Annotated in this window: 20 protein-coding genes; 5 read left to right on the top strand and 15 right to left on the bottom strand. The window is 72.6% G+C overall.

The genetic code is table 11. From position 1 onward, the window contains the following. Positions 1-2: 2 nt before the first annotated feature. Together hisS and ACGF7U_RS23050 are read right to left on the bottom strand one after the other, a co-directional pair. Positions 3-1,331: a histidine--tRNA ligase gene (gene hisS / locus ACGF7U_RS23055; RefSeq protein WP_393109796.1), complete on the bottom strand. Its 1,329-nt coding sequence runs from the start codon at positions 1,329-1,331 to the stop codon at positions 3-5. Between the two features lie 90 nt (positions 1,332-1,421). Beyond that, positions 1,422-2,141 carry an MBL fold metallo-hydrolase gene (locus ACGF7U_RS23050; protein ID WP_393109794.1) on the bottom strand — a complete coding sequence of 240 codons (720 nt, stop codon included), beginning with the start codon at positions 2,139-2,141 and terminating at the stop codon, positions 1,422-1,424. A 256-nt stretch (positions 2,142-2,397) separates the two neighbouring features. Here ACGF7U_RS23050 and ACGF7U_RS23045 point away from each other — a divergent pair, with 256 nt between their 5' ends. Together ACGF7U_RS23045 and ACGF7U_RS23040 are read left to right on the top strand one after the other, a co-directional pair. After that, entirely contained in the window at positions 2,398-3,294 is an 897-nt protein-coding gene (locus ACGF7U_RS23045) for a peptidylprolyl isomerase (protein WP_393109792.1), read from the top strand. A gap of 64 nt (positions 3,295-3,358) precedes the next feature. Further along, positions 3,359-4,198, top strand: coding sequence for a peptidylprolyl isomerase (locus ACGF7U_RS23040; RefSeq protein ID WP_393109790.1), 840 nt, complete (start codon positions 3,359-3,361; stop codon positions 4,196-4,198). A 288-nt stretch (positions 4,199-4,486) separates the two neighbouring features. Here ACGF7U_RS23040 and ACGF7U_RS23035 read toward each other — a convergent pair whose 3' ends face one another. The 8 genes from ACGF7U_RS23035 to ruvC form a co-directional block, all read right to left on the bottom strand. Continuing rightward, on the bottom strand, positions 4,487-7,012 hold the full coding sequence (locus ACGF7U_RS23035; protein WP_393109788.1) for a RelA/SpoT family protein: 2,526 nt from the start codon (positions 7,010-7,012) through the stop codon (positions 4,487-4,489). Between the two features lie 169 nt (positions 7,013-7,181). Further along, a complete protein-coding gene (locus ACGF7U_RS23030; protein ID WP_393109786.1) occupies positions 7,182-7,748 on the bottom strand; it encodes an adenine phosphoribosyltransferase in 567 nt (188 codons plus the stop codon). A gap of 101 nt (positions 7,749-7,849) precedes the next feature. Beyond that, complete coding sequence (secF, locus tag ACGF7U_RS23025; protein WP_393109784.1) at positions 7,850-9,040, bottom strand: protein translocase subunit SecF; 1,191 nt, start codon at positions 9,038-9,040, stop codon at positions 7,850-7,852. Between the two features lies 1 nt (position 9,041). Continuing rightward, positions 9,042-10,961: a protein translocase subunit SecD gene (gene secD, locus ACGF7U_RS23020; protein WP_393109782.1), complete on the bottom strand. Its 1,920-nt coding sequence runs from the start codon at positions 10,959-10,961 to the stop codon at positions 9,042-9,044. 257 nt (positions 10,962-11,218) lie between these two features. Then, entirely contained in the window at positions 11,219-11,560 is a 342-nt protein-coding gene (gene yajC, locus ACGF7U_RS23015; RefSeq protein ID WP_393109780.1) for a preprotein translocase subunit YajC, read from the bottom strand. Between the two features lie 139 nt (positions 11,561-11,699). Further along, entirely contained in the window at positions 11,700-12,770 is a 1,071-nt protein-coding gene (gene ruvB, locus ACGF7U_RS23010) for a Holliday junction branch migration DNA helicase RuvB (RefSeq protein WP_393109778.1), read from the bottom strand. After that, positions 12,767-13,369, bottom strand: a complete 603-nt coding sequence (gene ruvA, locus ACGF7U_RS23005) for a Holliday junction branch migration protein RuvA (protein WP_350709043.1) — start codon at positions 13,367-13,369, stop codon at positions 12,767-12,769. Before ruvA ends, ruvB begins: the two co-directional genes overlap by 4 nt. After that, complete coding sequence (ruvC, locus tag ACGF7U_RS23000) at positions 13,366-13,893, bottom strand: crossover junction endodeoxyribonuclease RuvC (protein WP_393109776.1); 528 nt, start codon at positions 13,891-13,893, stop codon at positions 13,366-13,368. The genes ruvA and ruvC overlap by 4 nt, the downstream gene beginning before the upstream one ends. Positions 13,894-14,085: 192 nt before the next feature. Here ruvC and ACGF7U_RS22995 point away from each other — a divergent pair, with 192 nt between their 5' ends. Then, complete coding sequence (locus ACGF7U_RS22995) at positions 14,086-14,868, top strand: 3-hydroxybutyrate dehydrogenase (RefSeq protein ID WP_393109774.1); 783 nt, start codon at positions 14,086-14,088, stop codon at positions 14,866-14,868. Positions 14,869-14,882: 14 nt separating this feature from the next. Then, entirely contained in the window at positions 14,883-16,802 is a 1,920-nt protein-coding gene (locus ACGF7U_RS22990; RefSeq protein ID WP_393109772.1) for a helix-turn-helix domain-containing protein, read from the top strand. Positions 16,803-16,881: 79 nt separating this feature from the next. On the opposite strand, the gene ACGF7U_RS22985 is transcribed toward ACGF7U_RS22990, so the two are convergent. After that, complete coding sequence (locus ACGF7U_RS22985; protein WP_393109770.1) at positions 16,882-17,490, bottom strand: TetR/AcrR family transcriptional regulator; 609 nt, start codon at positions 17,488-17,490, stop codon at positions 16,882-16,884. Between the two features lie 11 nt (positions 17,491-17,501). Then, the gene (locus ACGF7U_RS22980; protein ID WP_393109768.1) at positions 17,502-19,070 is read right to left on the bottom strand and encodes an MFS transporter; all 1,569 of its coding nucleotides are present in this window, start codon (positions 19,068-19,070) and stop codon (positions 17,502-17,504) included. Positions 19,071-19,633: 563 nt separating this feature from the next. Between ACGF7U_RS22980 and ACGF7U_RS22975 the strand changes: the two genes are divergently transcribed. After that, entirely contained in the window at positions 19,634-20,236 is a 603-nt protein-coding gene (locus ACGF7U_RS22975; protein WP_393107145.1) for a hypothetical protein, read from the top strand. A gap of 125 nt (positions 20,237-20,361) precedes the next feature. Here the strand turns inward: ACGF7U_RS22975 and ACGF7U_RS22970 are convergent, their stop codons facing one another. The 3 genes from ACGF7U_RS22970 to ACGF7U_RS22960 are packed head-to-tail and all read right to left on the bottom strand — an operon-like array spanning position 20,362 to position 23,512. Beyond that, the gene (locus ACGF7U_RS22970) at positions 20,362-21,378 is read right to left on the bottom strand and encodes a branched-chain amino acid ABC transporter permease (RefSeq protein ID WP_393109766.1); all 1,017 of its coding nucleotides are present in this window, start codon (positions 21,376-21,378) and stop codon (positions 20,362-20,364) included. Continuing rightward, positions 21,375-22,256, bottom strand: a complete 882-nt coding sequence (locus ACGF7U_RS22965; RefSeq protein WP_393109764.1) for a branched-chain amino acid ABC transporter permease — start codon at positions 22,254-22,256, stop codon at positions 21,375-21,377. The genes ACGF7U_RS22970 and ACGF7U_RS22965 overlap by 4 nt, the downstream gene beginning before the upstream one ends. Next, on the bottom strand, positions 22,253-23,512 hold the full coding sequence (locus ACGF7U_RS22960) for an ABC transporter substrate-binding protein (protein ID WP_393109762.1): 1,260 nt from the start codon (positions 23,510-23,512) through the stop codon (positions 22,253-22,255). Before ACGF7U_RS22960 ends, ACGF7U_RS22965 begins: the two co-directional genes overlap by 4 nt. Positions 23,513-23,538 lie beyond the last annotated feature (26 nt).

The raw sequence follows: 23,538 nt of genomic DNA, 5'->3' as shown, positions 1-23,538 counted from the left end.
TCTCAGCTGACCAGCGGTTTGAGGTCCGCCCGGGGCGGCGTCCACTCCCCCGCCGCCGCGGCGACCTGCTCGCCGGAGCGGATGTCCTTCACCTCGTCGGCGGCCCCGTCCGCGCCCGGGAACCAGACGTACGGGATGCCCCGCCGCTCGGCGTAGCGGATCTGCTTGCCGAACTTGGCCGCGCTCGGCGACACCTCGGTCGGTACGCCCCGCGAGCGCAGCGCCTCGGCCACCCGGTTGCTCGCCGGCCGCTGCTCCTCGCTGGTGACCGCGACCAGGACGCAGGTCGGCACGTCCCGCGACACCGACAGCGCGCCGGCGCCGAAGAGCAGCCCGAGCAGCCGGGTCACCCCGATGGAGATGCCCACCCCCGGGAAGCGGGCGGCGCCGGAGCTGGCCAGGTTGTCGTACCGGCCGCCGGAGCAGATCGAGCCGAACCGCTCGTAGCCGATCATCTGCGTCTCGTAGACGGTGCCGGTGTAGTAGTCCAGGCCACGGGCGATGCGCAGGTCGGCCACGCAGAGCCCCGGGGAGTGCGCGGCGGCGGTCTCCACCACCCGGACCAGCTCCTCGATCCCCTCGTCGAGCAGCGGGTCGGTGACGCCCAGGGCGCGTACGGCGTCGGCGAAGGACGCGTCCGGCGCGGAGATCTCCGCCAGCGCCAGGCACGCCTTGGCCTGCGCCTCGCTCGCCCCCGCCGTCTGCGCCAGCAGCTCGGCCACCTTCGCCGGACCGATCTTGTCGAGCTTGTCCACCGCGCGCAGGGCCGCCTCGGGATCGCTCAGGCCGATGCCCCGGTAGAAGCCCTCGCAGATCTTGCGGTTGTTGACCTGGATGCGCACCGGCGGGATCGGCAGCGAGCGCAGCGCGTCGCCGATGACCAGCGGCATCTCCGCCTCGTGGTGCGGCGCGAGCGTGTCGCGGTCGACGATGTCGATGTCGGCCTGGAGGAACTCGCGGTAGCGCCCCTCCTGCGGCCGCTCGCCCCGCCACACCTTCTGGATCTGGTAGCGACGGAACGGGAACTGGAGCTTGCCGGCGTTCTCCAGCACGTAGCGGGCGAACGGCACGGTCAGGTCGAAGTGCAGGCCGAGGGCGTCGTCGCCGGCCGGGCCGTCGGCGTCGGCCTGCAACCGCCGGATCAGGTAGACCTCCTTGGAGGTCTCCCCCTTGCGCAGCAGCTGGTCCAGCGGCTCCACCGCGCGGGTCTCCAGCGGGGCGAAGCCGTACAGCTCGAAGGTGTCGCGGATCCGGTCGAGGACGTACTGCTCGATCATCCGCTGGGCGGGCGTCCACTCCGGGAAGCCGGAGATGGGCGTGGGCTTGCTCATGATGCTCCGTTCGCAGACCCGCGCGGTCCGCGCGGGCGAAGGCTGGTGCGGCCGTCGGGGGCCGCGGGTGCGGGGCTCGGTGCGGCCGGGCTACAGGCCGCGGGCGGGGGCGGCCGGTCGCGCGCCGTCGCCACCCGCCACCTCGATGAGGTACGGGTTGGTCGCGCGCTCGCGGCCGATGGTGGTCGCGGGGCCGTGGCCGGGCAGCACGACGGTGTCGTCCGCCAGCGGGAGGATCTTGTCCCGCAGGCTGCTGAGCATCGTCGGCATGCTGCCGCCCGGCAGGTCGGTGCGGCCGATGGAGCCGGCGAACAGGACGTCGCCGGAGAGGCAGAGCTGCTCCGCCTCCCAGGGCGAGCCGGCGGCCGGCAGTCGGAAGAGCACCGACCCGCCGGTATGGCCAGGGGCGTGGTCGACGGTGATCTCCAGCCCGGCGAGGGCGAGCGTGGCGCCGTCGGCCAGCTCGGCGACGTCCTCCGGCTCCGTGTACGGCAGCCGCCCGCCGAAGAGCGAGGTGAGGTCCGCGGAGAGCCCCTTGGCCGGGTCGGCGAGCATCTCCCGGTCACCCGGATGCACGTACGCGGTGATCCCGCGGGCGCCGCAGACCGGCGCGACCGAGAAAGTGTGGTCGAGGTGGCCGTGGGTGAGCAGCACGGCGGCCGGGTGCAGCCGATGCTCGGCCAGCAGGGCGTCGAGCCGGTCGAGCACCCCGATGCCGGGGTCGACCACCACGCACTGCTCCCCCGGCGCGGCGGCCACCACGTAGCAGTTGGTGCCGAAGGCGTCCGCGGGAAAGCCGGCCACGAGCACGTCCGCTCCCCTTCCGTCGAGCTGTCGGTCCTGCCAGCAGCCTAACCGGCGGCGCGACCGGGTTCGGCGCATCCGTCCCGGCGGCCCCGTCGGCCACAGTGACGCGTTCCGATAGACCCAGCCCGGACCTCGTACACCACTTTCCCAGCCGGTAGCCGTACACTCTGGCGGGCGTGTGGCGTGGCGCACCTGCCGACGAGCGGGCGCGGGACGCCCGACCACCGGTGACGACCAGGGTAGAGGAAGGGGAGCACGGGTGGCTTCCAGCAGGGACCGGCAGCGCAAACTGGCGCGCGCCAAGCTCGACCGGCAGCTCGCCCGCCGGGCCGCCGCCGCCAAGCGCCGCCGGCAGATCCAGGCCGGTGTCGGCGTCGCCGTCGTCCTCGCGCTGATCGTGGCCGGCTCGGCCTGGGCGCTGGGCGCCTTCGACGACGACCCCAAGGAGAACACGGCCACCGAGGACGTCTGCCTCTGGACCCCGCAGGACGCCACGGCCAACACCAACCTCAAGGACGTCGGCACCCCGGCCACCAAGGGGCTGCCCACCTCCGGCGTACGCCCGATGACGGTCACCACCAACCAGGGCGCGCCGGTCACCGTCGAGCTCGACCTCGCCGGCGCCCCGTGCGCCGCGGCGAGCATCGCCCACCTGGCCAGCCGGTCGTTCTACGACAACACCAAGTGCCACGAGATCACCACCGAGGGCGCGGTGCGCTGCGGCGACCCGAGCGGCACCGGGCTGGGCGGCCCGGCCTACTCGTTCTACGACGAGAACGTCCCCACCGCCGCGCCGTCGCCGTCGGCGAGCCCCGCGCCCGGCCAGCCCGCGACCTACCCGAAGGGCACGGTCGCGATGATCGCCAACCCGCCGGGCGCCAACGGCAGCCAGTTCCTGATCTTCTTCAAGGACTTCACCACGGCCACCCCGAAGTACCCGGTGATCGGCCGGGTCACCGGCGGCATCGACGTGGTGGAGAAGATCGGTGCCAAGCCGACCGTGGACAATGGGACGGGGGCCAAGGTCAAGCCCAAGGACGACGACGTGGTCATCCAGAGCCTGACCGTCGGTGAGCCCGTGGCGCAGGTGACGTCCGCCCCGGCGCCGACGCCGTCCGCGTCGGGTGCCCCGGCGGCCAGCCCCAGCGCCGGCTGACCCGGCCGCCTCACCAACCTCAGCGGCACCGACCGCGCCCAGAGAAGCCCAGGAGGATCCAGGCGTGACGTCCACCAGAGAGCGGCAGCGCGCGGCGGCCCGCGCCCGGCTCGAGAAGGAGATGGCCGAGCGGGCGGCCAGGGCCCGCAAGCGCCGGCAGACCCAGGCGATCGTGGGGGCCGCGTCGGTGCTGGTGCTCGTCATCGCCGGCACGGTCTGGCTCGCCACCACGCTGGGCGGCGACGACGACAAGACCGACACCGCGGGGCCGGCGGCCGACCACGTGCAGTGCGCGTGGACCGAGCTTCCCGCCGACCAGCGCACCAAGCAGATCAAGGACGTCGGGCTGCCGCCGGCCCAGCAGGCCAACACCGGCACCCAGACGATGACGATCGACACCAACCTCGGCCCGATCACCGCCAAGGTCGACCGGTCGGCGGTGCCCTGCACCGCGGGCAGCTTCACGCACCTGGCCGAGAAGAACTTCTTCGACAACAGCAAGTGCCACCGGCTGGTGACCGAGGGCATCAAGGTGCTCCAGTGCGGTGACCCGAGCGCGACCGGCAAGGGCTGGCGGGAGACCGACGGCACCGGCGGTCCGAGCTACCGGCTCGCCGAGGAGAACCTGCCCACCGACAAGCGTCCGCCGTACCCGGAGGGCGTGATCGCGATGGCCAACTCCGGCCAGCCGGGCAGCACGGGCAGCCAGTTCTTCATCGTCTACGGCGACTCGCCGCTGGACCCGAACTACACCGTCCTGGGCACCATCACCGGTGGCATGGACATCGTCAAGCAGGTCGCGGCGGCGGGCGACGACAAGGCCTTCGCGCAGCAGGCCGGCGGTGGTCACCCGAAGAAGGAGATCACCATCAAGAAGCTCACCATGAGCGCCCCCCAGGGCTGACCGCCCACCCGTACGACGAAGCGCCCGCCGGCCCCGCCGGCGGGCGCTCTTCCGTCGCCCACTCCACTCCCCATCCCGGCCCAGCCCCAGCCCCAGCCCCAGCCCCAGCCCCAGCCCCAGCCCCAGCCCCAGCCCCAGCCCCAGCCCCAGCCCCAGCGATCTTGCACTATCTGCCCCGACAAAAGGGTGACCCACGCATACCAATGGCCGAAAGTGCATGATCGCCGCAGCTAGGGGCGGGGGTCGGGGCGCGGGGCGGTGAGGGGTGTGTGAGGTGTTGGGGGTGGGTCAGGCGCCGGAGGTGACGCGGTAGGCGTCGAAGACGCCGTCGACCTTGCGGACCGCGGCCAGCAGGTGGCCCAGGTGCTTCGGGTCGGCCATCTCGAAGCTGAACCGGCTCACCGCCACCCGGTCCCGGGTGGTGGTGACCGTCGCGGACAGGATGTTGACCCGCTCGTCGGAGAGCACCCGGGTGACGTCGGCCAGCAGCTTGTGCCGGTCCAGCGCCTCGACCTGGATGGCGACCAGGAACGTCGACGCGGAGGTGAGCTTCCAGCTCACCTCGACGACCCGCTCGTTCTGCGCCCGCAGGTCCTCGGCGTTGGCGCAGTCGTCGCGGTGCACACTCACCCCGCCGGAGCGGGTGACGAAGCCGAACACCGAATCCGGTGGGACCGGCGTGCAGCAGCGCGCCAGCTTGATCCACACGTCGCTGACCCCGCGCACCACCACGCCCGGGTCGGCGCTGCTCTGCCGGCTGCGCGGCGGCCGGGTCGCGACGGCGGTCTCGGCGATGTCCTCCGCCGCGCCCTCCTCGCCGCCGTACGCCGCCATCAGCTTCTGCACGACGGACTGGGCGGAGACCTGACTGTCGCCGACCGCCGCGTAGAGCGACGCGACGTCGGCCAGGTGCAGGTCGCGGGCGATCGCCATCAGCGCGTCGGAGGTGAGCATCCGCTGCAGGGGCATGCCCTGCTTGCGCATCGCCTTGACGATCGCGTCCTTGCCGGCCTCGATCGCCTCCTCGCGCCGCTCCTTGTTGAAGTACTGGCGGATCTTGGTGCGGGCGCGCGGGCTCTTGACGAAGCCCAGCCAGTCCTGCGTCGGGCCGGCCGTGTCGGACTTCGAGGTGAAGATCTCGATCACGTCGCCGTTGGACAGCGTCGACTCGAGCGGCACCAGCTTGCCGTTGACCCGCGCGCCGATGCACTTGTGCCCGACCTCGGTGTGCACCGCGTACGCGAAGTCCACCGGTGTCGACCCCGTCGGCAGCGGGATGACGTCACCCTTCGGGGTGAAGACATACACCTCCTGGCTGGACAGGTCGAAGCGCAGCGCGTCGAGGAACTCGCTCGGGTCGGCCGCCTCCCGCTGCCAGTCCAGCAGCTGCCGCAGCCACGTCATCTCGTCGATGTGCGCCGGCGGGCCGACGATCTGGGTGCCCTTGTGCTCCTTGTACTTCCAGTGCGCGGCGATGCCGAACTCCGCGGTGCGGTGCATCGCGTACGTGCGGATCTGCATCTCCACCGGCTTGCCGGTGGGCCCGATGACCGTCGTGTGCAGCGACTGGTACATGTTGAACTTGGGCATCGCGATGTAGTCCTTGAACCGGCCCGGCACCGGCTGCCAGTTGGCGTGGATCACACCCAGCGCCGCGTAGCAGTCCCGCACCGTGTCGACCAGGATCCGGACCCCGACCAGGTCGTAGATGTCGTTGAAGTCGCGACCCCGCACGATCATCTTCTGGTAGATCGAGTAGAGGTGCTTCGGCCGCCCGGTCGTCTCCGCCTTGATCTTGGCGGCCTTCAGGTCGGTCTGCACCTTCTGGGTCACCTGGCGCAGCAGCGCCTCGCGCTGCGGCTGGTGCTCCCCGATCAGCCGGTTGATCTCCTCGTAGCGCTTCGGGAAGAGCGTGCCGAAGGCGAGGTCCTCCAGCTCCCACTTGATGGTGTTCATGCCCAGCCGGTGGGCCAGCGGGGCCAGGATCTCCAGCGTCTCCTTCGCCTTCTGCTCCTGCTTCGGGCGGGGCAGGAAGGTGAGGGTACGCATGTTGTGCAGCCGGTCGGCCAGCTTGATCACCAGCACCCGCGGGTCCTTGGCCATCGCGACGACCATCTTGCGGATCGTCTCGGCCTTGGCCGCGTCGCCCAGCTTGACCTTGTCGAGCTTGGTGACCCCGTCGACGAGCAGCGCGACCTCGCCGCCGAAGTCGGCCCGCATCTGGTCGAGGGTGTATTCCGTGTCCTCGATGGTGTCGTGCAGCAGGGCGGCGACCAGCGTGGTGGTGTCCATCCCCAGGTTGGCCAGGATGGTGGCCACCGCGAGGGGGTGGGTGATGTAGGGGTCGCCGGACTTGCGGTACTGCCCGGAGTGCCAGCGGGCCGCCGTGTCGAAGGCGCGCTGGAGCAGCCGCGCGTCGGCCTTGGGGTGGGCGTCCCGGTGGGTCGAGATCAGCGGCTCGAGCACCTCGCTGACCTGCGAGGACTGCCACGGCGCGTTGAACCGCGCCAGCCTGGCCCGCACGCGGCGGCCGGTGGGCGCGCTGGACAGCGCGAAGCCGGCGCTGGGCACGGGATCGCCGGCGCCGTCTGCGGGGAACGGGAGCACGACCCCCTCGGTCGCCACGCCCGCGCCACCGGCCGGGCCGGGCGCCGCGCCGGAACGCGCGGCGTCGGCCGGACCGGCCGCGCCGGAACCGTTGCCGGAGCCCGCGCCCCGGGTCGGCGCGTCACCGTTCCGGGCAGTCACCGAGCCATCCGCGTCGCCTGTCGGTTGCACCGTGCCCTCCACCGGAGGGGCGACATCGTGGGACACCGGCCTCCTCACCGCTCGCCGGGAATACACCGACCGTGCCGGTCGGCCTGGTCTCGCGCCACCCGGACGGGCCTCCGCCCGGTCAGCAAAGGGCAATGCTACCCGCACGCACGGTGCCCCGCCGCTCCGCCGGACGGACCGCGCCGGGTCCGTCCGACGGCCGGGGCGCTCAAACGGTCAGCAGGGCATGGACCGGGCGCGGGGCCAGCCGCTCCCGCCCGCCGAGGAAGCCGAGTTCCAGCAGTACGGTGAAGCCGGCCACGGTGCCCCCGGCCCGCTCCACCAGGTCCAGCGTCGCCTCGGCGGTGCCGCCGGTGGCCAGCACGTCGTCGACCACCAGCACCCGGTGGCCGGCGGTGAAGGCGTCCTGGTGCACCTCCAGGGTGGCCTCGCCGTACTCCAGCGCGTAGGAGGCCGAGTACGCCGGGCGGGGCAGCTTCCCCGCCTTGCGTACCGGCACCACCCCGACGCCGGTCGCGTACGCGATGGCCGCCGCGACCACGAACCCGCGCGCCTCGATGCCGACGACGGCGTCGAACGAGTCCCGCCCGTGGTACGCGACGATCCCGTCGATCACCTGGCGGAACGCGTCACCGTCGGCGAACAGCGGCATCAGGTCCTTGAACATGACACCGGGCTTGGGGAAGTCGGGCACGTCGAGCACCCGGCTGGCCACCAGCTTCGCGGCCTCCGGGCCACTGTCTCCCCGTACCCCGGTGCTGTGGGTCTCCGTCACGGCAGTCCGCTCCCCTTCCACGACGACGGCGTCCTCCATGCTGCTCGCACAGCATGAAGGACGCCGTCGGTCCGATTCCTACCGGGTGTCCCCGGCCCGGGTCAGCGCCGCTTGCCGCCGCCCGGCCGGTTGCCACCGCCGCCGGCCGGCCGCCCGCCCCGGGCACCGGTCGGCCGCTTCGCGGCCGGCCGCGCGCCCACCTTCGGCGCGGCGCCGGCCAGGGCCGCCGACTCCGCGTCGACCGGCTCGTCCGCCGACTCCGCGGCGCGGGGGGCGCCCTTCGGGGTGACCTCGCCGCGGGCGACGGCGCCCCGGCGGGCCAGCACCCGCTTGTTGTGCGCCTGGATCCGCGGCTCGTAGTTCTTCAACAGCACCAGCAGCGGCGTCGCCAGCAGGATCGAGGTCAGGAACGCCACCGCCATACCGACGAAGAGCACCAGGCCGAGGTCCTTCAGGGTGCCCGCGCCGAGCAGGCCGGCACCGATGAAGAGCAGACCGCCGACCGGCAGCAGCGCCACCACCGACGTGTTCAGCGACCGCATGAGGCTCTGGTTGATGGCCAGGTTGGCCGCCTCGCCGTACGTCTGGTTGTTGTTCGCGGTGATGCCGCGCGTGTTCTCCTGCACCTTGTCGAAGACCACCACCACGTCGTAGAGCGCGAAGCCCAGGATCGTGAGGAAGCCGATGACCGTCGACGGGGTGACCTCGAAGCCGACCAGCGAGTAGACGCCGGCGGTGAGGATCAGGTTCATGATCAGCGAGGAGACGGCGGCGACCGCCATCCGCCACTCGAAGCGCAGGATCAGGTAGACCATCACCAGCGCGATGAAGATGACCAGACCGAGCAGCGCGCGCGAGGTGACCTGGCTGCCCCACGCCTCGCTGACCTGGTTGCCGCTGATCTGCTCCGCGCCGATGCCGAACTCGTCGGCCATCTCGACCTTGACGGCGTTGGCCTGCTCCGCGCTGAGCTGCGTGGTGCGTACCTCGTAGAAGTCGCCGCCGGTGCCGCCGACCTTCTGGGTGGTGACCACCTCGGCGCCGCCGCCCTGCGCGGCGAGGGCCGTCTCGACCCTCTCCTCGGTCTGCTCCAGCGTGCCGACGCTGGCCGGGATCTGGAACGAGTTGCCGCCGGCGAACTCGATGCCGAGGCTGAACCCGCGCAGCCCGAAGCTGAGGAGCGCGAGCAGGACCAGCGCGCCGGCGAGGGCGAACCAGAGCTTGCGCCGGCCGATGATGTCGAGGCCGGCCTCGCCCCGGTAGAGGCGGCTCGCGAGACCACTCTTGGCCATCTCAGGCCTCCTTGACGCGCGGGTTGCGGGGCTGGGCCGGCTCGGCCGTCCGGGGCGGGAGCGCCCGGCCGAGACCGCTGACCCGCGGGGACAGGAACGCGGAGGTACGGGCGAACATCGTCATGATCGGGTGCCGGAAGAGGAAGACGACGACCAGGTCCAGCACCGTGGCCAGGCCGAGGGCGAAGGCGAAGCCCTTCACCGCGCCGACCGAGACGACGTAGAGCACCACCGCCGACATCAGCGTGATGGCGTTGGCCGAGATGATCGTCCGGCGGGCCCGGATCCAGGCGCGCGGCACGGCGCTGCGCGGGCTGCGCCCCTCCCGGATCTCGTCCTTGAGCCGCTCGAAGTAGATGACGAACGAGTCCGCCGCCACACCGAGCGAGACGATCATGCCGGCGATGCCGGCGAGGGTGAGGGTGAAGCCGATCTGCCGGCCGAGCACCACCAGCGCGCCGAAGACCAGCAGCGCCGAGAGGATCAGGCTCAGGAAGATCACCGAGCCGAGCAGGCGGTAGTAGAAGAACGAGTAGATGATGACCAGCAGCATGCCGATGCCCGCCGCGAGGAGACCGGCCCGCAGGTGGCTGGCGCCCAGGGTGGCGGTGACGTTCTGCGACTCCTGCGCGTCGAAGGTCACCGGCAGCGCGCCGTAGCGGAGCTGGCCGGCGAGGGCGCTGGCGTCCTTCTGGGTGAAGTTGCCGGTGATCTGCGAGTTGCCGGTCAGCACGCCCTGGATCTCGGGCGAGGAGACGATCTCGTTGTCCAGCACGACGGCGACGCGGCACTTGCCGTCCTGGCCGAGCGCGGTGGCGTCGCAGGCCTGGCCCTCGTTGTTGAACGCCTCGCGGGTCAGGTTGGTCCACTTGTCCTGGCCGGCGCCGGTGAAGTCGAGGCTGACCACCCAGGAGCTGGTCTGGTCGAGCACCGCGTCGGCGTCGTCGACGTCGGTGCCGAGCACCTTCGCCTGGTCGAGCAGGTACTTCGCGGCGCCGTCCTCGCAGGCCACCACCTGCTGGTCGGGGGCGGAGATGGACGCCGGCGGGCGCTTGTCGAGCTGGGCGCAGCTGATCTGCGGCACGTTGAACTGCATCTGCGCCGGCAGCACCGCGACCTCGCGCGGGTCGAGGGTCGCGAACGGCTTGAGCTTCTCCGCCAGCGACGGGTCGGCGGCCAGGTCGGCCGGGGCCTTGAGGCCGCTCGCGGCGGCCCAGGCGGCGGCGCCGACCTTCTTCTCGACGGCCTTGCGCTGGTCCTCGACGCTCTGCGGCACCGGCTCGGCGCTGGGCGACGGAGCCGCGGCGCTCGGCGAGGCCGACGCGCTGGGCGAGGCCGACGCGCTCGGCGCCGGGGCCATGCCGCCCTGGCCGCCGCTCGGCGACGCGGTGGCCTTCGGCCCGGCGCTGCCCGACGGGGTGGCGCTGGCCGAGGGCTTCGCGCTGCCCGAGGGCGCCGGGGTGGCGCCGCCGGACGGGGCCGGGGTGGCGGTCGGCGCCGGGGCGGCGGCCGCGCCGCTGCCGTCGGCGGCCTTGAGCACCTTGCGGAAGCGCAGCTCGGCGGCGCTGCCCACCTCGGTGATGTCGCGGTTCTCACCGGGCAGGGAGATCACGATGTTGCGGTTGCCCTCGGTGACCACTTCCGCCTCGGCGACGCCGAAGGCGTTGACCCGGCTCTCGATGATCTGGCGGGCCTCCTCGAGGTTCTCCGCCGTCGGGGCCCGGCCGTCGACGCTGTTGGTCGCCTCCAGCGTCAGCCGGGTGCCACCGACGAGGTCCAGGCCGAGCTTGGGCTCCAGCCGGTCCTTCCAGCCGCCGCTGGCGCCGCCCGCGAAGAACACCAAAAGATAGAGGACGACGAAGATGAGCCCGAGCACGGCCAGTTGCCGTCCGGGGCGCATCTGTCCCTGAGGTGGTGCCACGGCTGTCCTGTCTCCCTGTACGGTCGCGCCGCTGGTGCGGCGGGTGTCGGCCGGTGCGGCCGGCGGTTCTGACGGGCCGGCGTCGGAGACCGGCACGCGGGCTCCGACGTCGCGGCGCTGGGGCGCCGGCCGGAGCGCGACGTGCGGGCTCCGCCGTCGGGCCCAACTATCCAGTTTTCACGTCGTCTCCGCTGCCCCGTCGGGCGGCGGCGGTCACCGGGAGCCGGCGCCCGCCGCCCCGGGGCGGGAGCGACGCCTCACTCCTTGACGACGTCCGCGTCCTCGGCGGCCGGCTCCTCGGCACGCTCGGCCTGGCTGACCACCCGGGCGATCGCCGGGCGGGCGTACCGGGTCTGCACGCCGGGCGCGACCTCGAGCAGGACGGTGTCGTCGTCGACTCCGGTGACCGTGCCGTAGAGCCCGCCGATGGTGACCACCTCGTCGCCGGGGGCGAGGGCGGACTGCATCGCCTCCGCCTCGCGGCGGCGCTTCTGCTGGGGGCGGATCATCATGAAGTACATGACGCCGAAGAGCAGAGCGATCATGAGGATCGGCGTCAGGCTGCCGGCACCCCCGCCGCCCTCTGCTGCGTAAAGCACGGTGAAAGACCTTCCCATTGGCCTCCGGGACCGGCACGTGCGTGCCGGAGCGGAGGCGGATTCTCACGTCCTGTACAGACCGGCGCGAGTCTAATCCCTGCACCTGGGAACGCCGAATGCGGCACAGATCACGTTCGCATCACGGCTGATCGACGTCCACCGAGAACAGATCGGGCGCGGGAGGGGCATCCGCGCCAAATGTACCATTCGGTGGTGTGCGTCCCAGGTGCCGCCAAGCGGCCTCGGTCGCGACCCGTCCGCGTGGCGTCCGCGCCAGCAGGCCGGCCCGCACCAGGAACGGCTCGCACACCTCCTCGACCGTGTCCGGCTGCTCCCCCACCGCCACGGCGAGGGTGGACAGGCCGACCGGCCCGCCCCGGAACGAGTCGACAAGCGCGGTCAGCACCGCCCGGTCCAGCCGGTCGAGGCCCAGCGCGTCGACGTCGTACACCTTCAGGGCCGCCCGGGCGGTCTCCAGGGTGACCACGCCGTCGGCGCGGACCTCGGCGAAGTCGCGCACCCGGCGCAGCAGGCGGTTGGCGATCCGGGGCGTGCCCCGGGAGCGGCCGGCCACCTCGGCGGCGCCGTCGTCGGTGATCGGCACGCCGAGGATCCGGGCCGAGCGGCGCAGCAGCACCTCGAGGTCGGCCGGGGAGTAGAAGTCCAGGTGCGCGACGAAGCCGAAGCGGTCCCGCATCGGCCCCGTCAGCAGGCCGGAGCGGGTGGTCGCGCCGACCAGGGTGAACGGCTCGACGTCCAGCGGGATGGCGGTCGCGCCCGGGCCCTTGCCGACCACCACGTCGACCCGGAAGTCCTCCATCGCGCTGTAGAGCAGTTCCTCGGCCGGCTTCGCGATCCGGTGGATCTCGTCGATGAAGAGCACGTCGCCCTCGGCGAGGCTGGTCAGGATGGCGGCCAGGTCGCCCGAGCGCTCGATCGCCGGGCCGCTGGTCACCCGGATGCCCGAGCCCAGCTCGGCCGCGACGATGTTGGCCAGGGTGGTCTTACCGAGGCCGGGCGGCCCCGAGAGGAGGATGTGGTCGGGCGGGGAGCCGCGCCGCATCGCGCCCTGGAGCAGCAGGTCGAGCTGGTCACGCACCCGGTGCTGGGCGATGAACTCCTCCAGCCGCTTCGGCCGGACGCTGGCCTCCGCGTCCAGGTCGGCGTCGTGCACGTAGGCGGAGACCAGCCCGCCGTCCGGGCCGGTCACCGGGTGCGGCCCAGCAGCCGGATGGCCTGCTTGAGCAGGACCGGCACGGGCGGCACGTCACCGTCGACGGTCTCCGCCACCGCGGCGACCGCCTGGTCGGCCTGCCCCGCCGTCCAGCCGAGCCCGACCAGCGCCTGCCGGACCTGCTCGGGCCACGCCCCGCCGGTCACCCCGGCCGCGCCGTCGGCGCCGACCGGGACCGGGCCGACACGGTCGCGCAGCTCCAGGACCAGGCGCTCGGCGCCCTTCTTGCCGATGCCGGGCACCCGCGTCAGCGCGGCGGTGTCGGCGTTGGCGATCGCCTTGCGCACCGCGTCGGGGGTGTGCACGGCGAGCACCGCCTGGGCCAGCCGGGGGCCGACCCCGCTGGCGGTCTGGAGCAGCTCGAAGAGCTGCTTGGCGTCGTCGTCGGCGAAGCCGTAGAGGGTGAGCGAATCCTCCCGGACGACCAGGCTGGTGGCCAGCCGGGCGGGCTGGCCGACCCGCAGCTCGGCGAGGGTGCCGGGGGCGCACTGCACCGCCAGGCCCACCCCGCCGACCTCGACCACGGCGTGGTCCGGACCGGTCGCGGTCACCACCCCGCGCACGCTGGCGATCATCTGGTTCCTCCTCGTCGTACCCGGTCGGCCGCGGCGGCCAGCTTGGAGCGCGTCCCGCCGCGCCACACGTGGCAGATGGCCAGGGCGAGGGCGTCGGCGGCGTCGGCCGGCTTCGGTGGCTCGGACAGTCGCAGCAGCCGGGTGACCATGGCGGTCATCTGCGCCTTGTCGGCCTGGCCGGAACCGGTCACGGCGGCCTTCACCTCGCTGGGCGTGTAGGTCTGCACGGGCAGCCCGGCGCGGGCGCCGGCGAGCACGGCGATCCCGCTGGCCTGGGCGGTGCCCATCACCGTGCGGACGTTGTGCTGGCTGAACACCCGTTCGACGGCGACGCTGTCCGGCCGGTGCTCGGCCACCAGGTCGGTGAGCGAGCGGTCCAGGTGCAGCAGGCGCAGCGGCAGCTCGTCGGCCGGGTCGGTGTAGACGACGTAGTAGGCGACCAGCGTGCAGGGCCGCCCCGGCACGCCCTCGACCACGCCGACCCCGCACCGGGTCAGCCCCGGGTCGACGCCCAGCACCCGCACGCCGCCTCCTCCCCCAGCCGTCAGCAGTACGTGTGTTCGACACCCTACCGAGCCGGGTGACACCCCGCCGCCGGGGACACGCCGACGCGTCGACACGCCGCCGACCCGACGCGCCGGCCACACACTCCGGCCGTCGAGTATGTGTCGCCGCCCCATGTGCGCCCGGACACACACCTCGTAACTTCATGCGCCATGACGGCAGAACCCGTGGCGGTCCCCCACGTCGTACACGTCGACCTCGCCGGTCGTACCGCCCTGGTGACCGGGGGCGGCAGCGGCATCGGCCGCGCCTGTGCCCTGCGGCTGGGCGCCGCCGGGGCGAAGGTGCTGGTGGTGGACCGCAACCTCGCGGCGGCGAAGGCGGTGGCGGCGGAGGCCGGCGGCCGGGCCGAGGGCGTGGACCTGGCGGACGCCGGGGCGGTGGAGCGGCTCGACGCCGACGTGGACATCGTCGTGAACAACGCCGGCCTGCAGCACGTGGCGCCGGTGCAGGAGTTCCCCGCGGAGCGCTTCGCCCACCTGCACCGGGTGATGGTCGAGGCGCCGTTCCTGATCGTCCGCCGGGCGCTGCCGCACATGTACGCCAGGGGCTGGGGGCGGATCGTCAACATCTCCTCGGTGCACGGGCTGCGCGCCTCGCCGTACAAGTCGGCGTACGTCTCGGCCAAGCACGCCCTGGAGGGGCTGTCGAAGGTGGTCGCGCTGGAGGCCGCGCCCCACGGCGTCACCGCCAACTGCATCAACCCGGCGTACGTGCGGACGGCGCTGGTGGAGAGCCAGATCGCCGACCAGGCCGCCAGCCACGGCATCCCCGAGGCCGAGGTGGTCGAGAAGATCATGCTGGCGCGGGCGGCGATCAAGCGGCTGATCGAGCCGGAGGAGGTGGCGGAGCTGGTGGCGTACCTCTGCTCCCCGCCGGCGGCGTTCATCACGGGCGCGTCCATCGCGCTCGACGGGGGCTGGACGGCGAACTAGTGGCGAGCCGCACAATGTCGGTCATGTCGTCACCGGTGGAGTTCCTGGAACTGCTCGCCCGCGAGGCCGCCGCGGTGGAGTTCGAGGGACCGCTCGTCGCCGCGCGCGCCGCCGGGCTGCCGCCGGAGCGGCTCGCCGAGCTGGAGCAGGCCAAGACGGTGGCGCTGCGGGTCCGCGCGCTGCTGGAGCGCCGCCGCCGGCGGGAGGTCGAACTCTCCGGCCTGTACGACACGGTCAGCGACCTGGCCGGCCTGCGCGACCTCGACGACGTGCTGCGGGCGATCGTGCACCGGGCGCGCAACCTGCTCGGCGCGGACGTCGCCTACATGACCCTCAACGACGAGGAGCGCGGCGACACCTACATGCGGGTCACCGACGGCTCGGTCTCGGCCCGGTTCCAGCGGCTGCGGCTGCCGATGGGCGCCGGCCTCGGTGGCCTGGTCGCCCAGTCCGGCGCCCCGTACGTCACCGCGAACTACTCCGAGGACGCGCGCTTCCACCACACGGGCGAGATCGACGCCGGGGTGGGCGAGGAGGGTCTGGTGGCGATCCTCGGGGTGCCGCTGCGGCTGGGCTCCACCTCGATCGGGGTGCTCTACGCGGCCAACCGCTCGGCCCGGCCGTTCGTCCGGGAGGAGGTCGCGCTGCTGGTGTCCCTCGCGGCGCACGCGGCGGTGGCGATCGACACCGCGCGGCTGCTGGCGGAGACCCGGGCGGCGCTGGAGGAGCTGTCGGCGGCGAACACCACCATCCGGGCGCACAGCAGCTCCGTGGAGCGGGCCGCGGCGGCGCACGACCGGATGACCGCGCTGGTGCTGCGCGGCGGCGGGGTGGAGGACGTCGCCGCCGCGGTCACCGACGTGCTCGGCGGGGCGCTGCTTGCACTGGACGCGGAGGGCCGCCTGCTGGCCCGGGTCGGCGAGATCGACGAGCCGGACCGGGCGGACATGGTCGAGGCGGTGGCCGCGTCGCGTACGGAGGGCCGCAGTGTGCGCCGGGGGCCGCTCTGGTACGCCGCGGTGGTGGCCGGCGCGGAGAACCTGGGCGCGCTGGTGCTGCGCCCCGACGACGAGCTGGTCGACGCCGACCAGCGGATCCTGGAGCGGGCGTCGCTGGTGACCGCGCTGCTGCTGCTGTTCCGGCGCACGGTGGCCGAGGCGGAGGGGCGGGTCCGGGGCGAGCTGCTCGACGACCTGATCGCCCGGCCGCTGCGGGACACGGACGCGCTGCGCAGCCGCGCCCGCCGGCTCGGGGTGGACCTCGACGCGCCGCACGTGCTGGTGGCCGTCGGCGACGACGCGATCGCCGCGACGGGTTCGGCCCGGCAGCGGGTGTTGTCCTGGGCCACCACGTACGCCTCCACCCGGGGTGGGCTGGCGGCGGCCCGCGACGGGCGGGTGGTGCTGATGCTGCCGGGACGGGACGCGGGCGGCAGCGCCCGGGCGGTGGCCCGGGACCTGTCGCGGGTGACCGGACGGCCGGTGACCGCCGGGGCGAGCGGGCCGTCGACGGGGCCGGCGTCGCTGGCCACCACGTTCGCCGAGGCGGACCGCTGCCTGACCGCGCTGGGCGCGCTGGGCCGCTCGGGGCAGGGGGCGAGCACCGCCGAGCTGGGCTTCGTCGGGCTGCTGCTGGGCGCGGTCGGCGACGGGGGCGACAAGGACGTGGACCGGTTCCTGACCGCCACCGTCGGGCCGGTGGTCGACTACGACGCCCGGCGGGGCACGGCGCTGGTCAAGACCCTGGAGGCGTACTTCGGGGTGGGCGGCAGCCTGGCCCGGGCGGCCGAGCTGCTGCACGTGCACGTCAACACGGTCACCCAGCGGCTGGAGCGGGTCGGGCAGCTGCTCGGCGCGGACTGGCAGAAGCCGGAGCGGGCGCTGGAGGTCCAGCTCGCCCTGCGCCTGCACCGCCTGCGTACGCCCGCCGCCTGACCCGGCCGGCCCCTGACCCGGCCGGCGGCGGCCGGGCACACGCCGGCGGCGTCGCTGGTCCCCGCCGGGCGGTCGCGGGTCAGCGGGCGCGGATGCCGTCCAGGAGACCGTCGACGATCTTCTCGGCCAGCGTCGCCTCGTCGAGGTCGGGGTGCCAGCGCATCATCCGCTGCACCAGCATCGGACCGCTCAGCATCGCCATGGTCACCTCGATGTCGAGGTCGGCCCGGAGCTCGCCGGAGCGCACCCCCCGTCGCAGCACCTCACGCATCCTCGCCCGCCGGGGCTCGATGATGTTCTGGTAGAGCTGATAGTGCTCGGGGCTGCGGTTGGCCTCGGGCACCAGGCAGGGCATGATCCGCTTCGCGCGCGGGTCGAGGTGGTCACCGATCACGCCCACCAGCAGGATCAGGTCGTCGCGGACGGAGTGGCCGGCAGGCTCCGGCGGGTCGCCCTTGAGCGTCCGCAGGGCGTCGCGCAGCAGCGCGTCCTTGCCCGGCCATCGGCGGTAGATGGTGGCCTTGCCCACGCCGGCCCGGGCGGCGATCGACTCGATCGAGATGGCCTCGATCGTGCTGCCCTCGGCGAGCAGGTCGAGGGTGGCCTCGAGGATCGCCTCGTCCGCGCGGACGCTCCGCGGTCGCCCGGGCGACCGCGGAGCATCTGCGGCGGAAGTCATGTCGGACATTGTCCCCGAACCTAGGCGGTCCCGGCCAACTCGGGTTCCGCCGCCGGCGCGGGCGCCGCCGCCGGGGCCGGGGAGCGGCCGGGCATCCAGCGCAGCACCACGAGGATGCCGACCGCGGCGACCACCGCGGCCAGGCCCGCCGCCCAGTGCATCGCGGCCACGAAGGCGTCGTTGGCCACCGCGATGAGCTGCGGCGCCGCCGGCCCGAGCTGACCCGCCGCGGCGTACGCGCCGGAGATCGACTCGCCGGCCGCGTCGCGCGCCCCGGCGGGCAGGTCCCGCAGCGCGGAGTCGACGTCGGCGCGGTAGACCGCGGAGAGCACCGACCCGAGCACCGCCACGCCGAGCGCGCCGGCCACCTGCCGGACGGTGTTGCTGACCGCCGAGCCCACGCCGGCCTTCTCCCGGGGCAGCGCCGACATGATCGACTCCATGGCCGGGGGCATGATGTTGGCCATCCCGGTGCCCTGGAGGAAGAAGACGACCAGCACCACCCAGATCGGCGTGCTCTCGCCGACGAAGGCGAACGCGCCGAGCGACACCGTGGTCAGCGCCAGCCCGACCAGGGCGACGGCCCTGCCGCCGTAGCGGCGGACCATCGCCGCGCTGCGCGGGGCGAAGACGAGTTGGGCCGCCGCGAAGGGCAGGAAGAGCAGGCCGGTCTCCAGCGGGCTGTAGTCGCGCACGAGTTGCAGGTAGAACGAGCTGAAGAACATGACGCCCATCGCGGCGAAGAAGACCAGCCCGACGATCGCCACCGGGGCCGCGAAGCGGGGGACCCGGAACAGCCGCACGTCCAGCGACGGGTGGTCGCTGCGCCGCTCGTACGCGACGAACCAGGCCAGCACCACCAGGCCGCCGATGATCGCGGCCCAGACGACCGGGCGGCCGAAGCCGTGCTCCCCACCGTCGATGATGCCGTACGTCAGGGCGACCAGGCCGACCACCGACAGCAGCACGCCGACGACGTCGACGCGCCCCGGACTCGGATCGCGCGACTCGGGGACCAGGATCGCCACCAGCACCACGCCGAGCGCGACCACCGGCACGTTGATCAGGAAGACCGAGCCCCACCAGTAGTGCTCCAGCAGCGCGCCGCCGAGGATCGGGCCGATCGCCACGGCCAGGCCGACCGCGCCGGCCCAGACGCCGATCGCCCGGCCCCGCTCCCGCGGGTCGAAGACGTTGGAGATGATCGAGAGCGTGACCGGCATGATGGCCGCGCCGCCCACCCCCATCAGCGCGCGGGCCGCGACGAGCTGGGCCGGGCTCTGCGCGTACGCCGACAGCAGCGACGCCAGCCCGAAGAGCACCAGACCGATCAGCAGGAAACGCTTGCGGCCGGCACGGTCACCGAGCACGCCGAAGGTGAACAGCAGGCCGGCGAAGACCAGCGTGTAGGAGTTGATCGACCACTCCAGCTCGCCCTGGCTGGCACCGAGGCCGTGCACCGGGTCGGCGAGCGTGCGCAGGGCGACGTTGAGGATCGTGTTGTCCAGGACGACCACGAGCAGGCTGATCACCAGCACCCCGAGGATCGCCCACCTCCTCGGGTGTCCCGTGTTCTCGTGCGGTTGCATCTCCGGTTCTCCCCCCGGGCCCGTTATCGATACGGGTCAGACTCGTAATTGAGGACAAGCGTAGGCGCTCAAGTTTCGATACGGAACCGGTTCGTATCTGATGTGTCGGCGGTCACCCGCCACTCGCGTCGAGGTGCGGTGCGCCGCGCGAGCTGACCCGCCCGTGGGGCGTGGCCCGCCGTGCCGGCTCCGGGCGGTCAGGTTTGATCCCGCGGAGTGAGGTCACGGGCCGGGTGTCCGGTTTCGGGGTGTGACCGGGGGCATCGTGGGTGCGGAATCGTGGCGGGGCCGGGGTCGTTACATCCTGTGTACGGCTGAGCAAGGGCACGCCCGCCCCGCCGGGTTGGTGTGCCGGGGCCCGGAATGATGGTGGGCCGCCGGTCGTTACACATGGTCCGGCCGACGTGCGGGCGTCCCCGCGCCCCGCGTGACTGGCCCGGTCTGAGTCTTCCCGGTGTGCCGCCGGATCCCCCCGATCTCTTGAGCGCCGGACGGTGCTTGCATCCCTCCGCCGATCCCCCCTTTGGCGGTGGTGGTGCCAACCCCCGAATGGAGCCACTGTGATGAACACGATCATGCGTAAGAGCGTTCTCGGTATCGCTGGTCTCGCCACCGCCGGTGCTCTCGCCGCCGGCCCGCTGAACCACAACGACACCACCGCCCCGATCGAGGCGGGCACCCCGATCACCGCCGTCGCCGTGCAGGCCGACAAGCCGGCCGTCGACAAGGCCAAGCTGATCCCGCACGGTGTGCAGGGCGCGCAGTCGCGCATCGACCTGTCCGATGAGCAGGTCGCCAACGTGAAGGCGATCATCGCCGCGACGAAGAAGGCCGGTATGGACGAGCGGGCCGCCGTGGTGGCGATCGCGACGGCGTTGCAGGAGTCGAAGCTGGAGAACCTGGGTCATCTGGGTGAGCGCAACGACCACGACTCGCAGGGCCTGTTCCAGCAGCGCCCGTCGAGTGGTTGGGGCACGGTGGAGCAGATCACCGACCCGCAGTACTCGACGATGGCGTTCCTGAAGGGTCTCAAGCAGGTCGACGGGTGGCAGGACATGCCCCTGACCGAGGCGGCGCAGACGGTGCAGGTGTCGGCGTACCCCGACCACTACGCGCAGTGGGAGCAGCAGGCCGCCGACCTCGTCGCCCAGCACTGGAACAACTGACACAGACATTCCACGCAAGGGGGACCGCCGGCCGGCACCTGTCACGGGTGCCGGCCGGCGGCACATCCACACGCGCCGGCCGGCACCCCGACACGGGGCGCCGGCCGGATGCGCCCCTCGCGGGACTACCGGCGACGGGATGCCAGCCAGCGGTGCGCCAGGGCGGCGGCGCTGCCCCAGATGCCGCGCCGGAACACGAGCACGACGAGGACGAAGATGCTCCCGGTGACCAGGCCGATCGCCTCGAACCCGGAGAACGACAGCCAGTCCTCCAGGCGGACCAGGATGCCCGCGCCGAGCACCCCGCCCCAGAGCGTGCCGATGCCGCCGAGCACCACCACGATGACTGCCTTGCCGGAGGTGGTCCAGTGCAGCACGTCGAGGGAGACGAAGCGGTGGCCGACGGCGAACAGCCCGCCGCCGAGCCCGGCGATGAAGCCCGACAGCACGAACGCGGTCAGCTTGTAGCGATGCACGGGGTAGCCGAGCGCGCGGGCGCGGGCCGGGTTGTCGCGGATGCCGACCAGCACCCGACCGAAGGGCGAGTGCACGATCCGCCACGCGCCGGCCAACCCGAGCAGCACGATCGGCAGGATCGCGTAGTAGAAGTAGTAGTCGTCGGTGAGATCCAGCCCGAACAGTTCCCGGGGCACACCCTGGAGGCCGTTCTCGCCCCGGGTGACCGAGCGCCACTCGTTGGCCACGTAGTAGACCATCTGCGCGAACGCCAGGGTGACCATGGCGAAGTAGATGCCGGTCCGCTTCACCGCCAGGTAGCCGATCGGCACCGCGAGCACGGCCGCGGCGAGCGCCCCGGCCAGCACGGCCACCGGGAACGGCAGACCGGCGTGGATGGCCACCAACCCGGTGACGTACGCGGAGGTGCCCCAGAAGGCCGCGTGTCCGAATGACATCAGCCCGGTGAAGCCGAGCAGCAGGTCCACGGCGACGGCGAACAGCGCCCAGCAGAGGATGTCCACCGCCACCGCCGGGTACAGCCCGTTGGGCAGCCAGAACGCCACCAGCAACCCGACGGCGAGCAGCGCGTACCGGACCCAGCCGGGCGCCCGGGTCACGGCGACCAGCCCGGACCTCGGCGCCGGTCGACCGGCGTCGGTCGCGGTGTCGACGGTGCTCGTCATGCCGGTGCCTCCTCACGGCCGAACAGCCCGGCCGGGCGCCAGAGCAGCACGACGGCCATCACGATGAAGACGATCGTCTGCGACACGATCGGGAAGTCGGACAGGTACGCCTCGCCCCACGCCTGGACCAGGCCGATGCCGAAGCCGGCGGCGACGGACCCGAAGATCGAGCCCAGCCCACCGATCACCACCACGGCGAACACCACGATGATGAGGTCGGCGCCCATCAGCGGGTTCACGGCCCGCATCGGCGCGGCCAGCACCCCGGCGAGCCCGGCCAGGCCGATGCCGAAGCCGAACACCGGGGTGACCCAGCGGCCGACGTCGATGCCGAACGCCCGGGTCAGTTCCGGCCGCTCGGTCGACGCCCGGACCACCATGCCGATCCGGGTGCGGGTCAGCACCCACCAGACGCCGACGCAGACGGCGACCGCGAAGCCGAGGATGAAGACCCGGTAGGTGGGGAAGTCGAAGAGCCCGAGGTCGACCGACCCGCTCAGCGCCGACGGGGTGGCGTACGGGCTGGACTGCACGCCGTACCGGAGCTTCACCAGATCCTGCAGGATCAGCGTCAGGCCGAAGGTGAGCAGGAAGTTGTAGAGCGGGTCGAGCCGGGTGAGCCGGTGGATGAAGGCCCGCTCCAGCGCCATGCCGAGCAGGGCCAACCCCACCGGCATGATCACCAGTGCCGCCCAGAACGGCACGCCCGCCTCGGTGAGCAGCACGTACGCGCCGAACGCGCCGAGCATGTAGAACGCGCCGTGGGCGAAGTTGACCACGCGCAGCATGCCGAAGATGACCGCGAGCCCGAGGGCGAGCAGGGCGTAGAACGCCCCGCTCACCAGCCCGTTGAACGTGTTCTGCAGGAAGCCGGTCACAGCTTGCAGTCCGGGGACGGGGCGGCGAACGCCTCCGCCGCCGGGATGGTCTTGAGCACCTTGACGTAGTCCCACGGCTCGGTGACCTCGGACTGCGGCTTCACCTGGGCCAGGTACGCGTCGTGGACGACCCGGTGGTCCTCCGCGCGGATCTTGCCGTTGCGCAGGAAGACGTCGTTGACCTCCTTGCCCTCCAGCCCCTTGACCACCGTGTCGGCGTCGTCGGTGCCGGCGGCCTGCACGGCCTCCAGGTACTGCGTCGCGGCGGAGTAGTTGGCCGCGTGCGCGAAGGACGGCCGGGTGCCGGTCTCGGACCGGAACCGGTCGGCGAACTCGCGGTTCTGCTGGTCGAAGTTCCAGTACCAGGCGTCGGTGTAGGTGGTGCCGGCGAGCGCGGCCGGCGTGAGCGAGTGGATGTCGGTGATGAACATCAGGCCGACCGCCAGGCCGACGCCCTTGTCCCGCAGCTTGAACTCGTTGTACTGCTTGACCACGTTGACCAGCTCCGCGCCGGCCTGCATGGTGCCGAGCACGTCCGGCTTCGGGTCCAGCGTCGGCGCCTTGAGCAGGAAGGTGGAGAAGTCGCCGCTGGTGTTCGGGAACGGCGCCCCGTCCTTGCCGACGACCTTCCCGCCGGCCGCGGCGATGGCGGCGGAGAAGCTCTTCTCCATGTCCTGACCGAACGCGTAGTTCGGGTAGAGGATGTACCAGTTCTTGCCCACCTGCTCGGTGGTGGTCTTGCCGGTGCCGTTGGCCAGCATGTACGTGTCGTACGCGTAGTGGAAGGTGTACTTGTTGCAGCTCTTGCCGGTCAGGTCGGTGGTCGCGGCGCCGATGTTGAAGTAAAGCTTCTTCTTCTCCTTCGCCACGTCGGCCACCTTCAGCGCCGCCGACGAGGTGGGCACGTCGAGGATGAGGTCGACGCCCTTGCGGTCGTACATCTCGGCGGCCTTGGTGTTGGCGATGTCCGGCTTGTTCTGGTGGTCGGCGGTCTCCACGGTGATGTCCTTCGTCACCGCCCGGTCGCCATGCTTCGCCTTGAAGTCGGCGATCGCCATCTCCACGGCCTTGACCGAGTTCTTGCCGGACAGCTCCGAGTACGCGCCGGACTGGTCGTTCAGCACGCCCAGCACGATCTTGTCCCCGGTCAGCTTCTGGTCCCCGCCCGACCGGGGACCACCGCCGCCGCAGCCGGCGACCAGCACCACCGCCGCCGCCGACGCGGCAGCCACACCCACCGTCCTACGCATGCTCATCCCTCCACCCCGCGCGCCGCGCGGGT

It is taken from the genome of Micromonospora sp. NPDC047670 (assembly GCF_043204915.1).
Classification (GTDB): Bacteria; Actinomycetota; Actinomycetes; order Mycobacteriales; family Micromonosporaceae; genus Micromonospora.
This window is presented reverse-complemented; position numbering and strand designations above follow the sequence as displayed.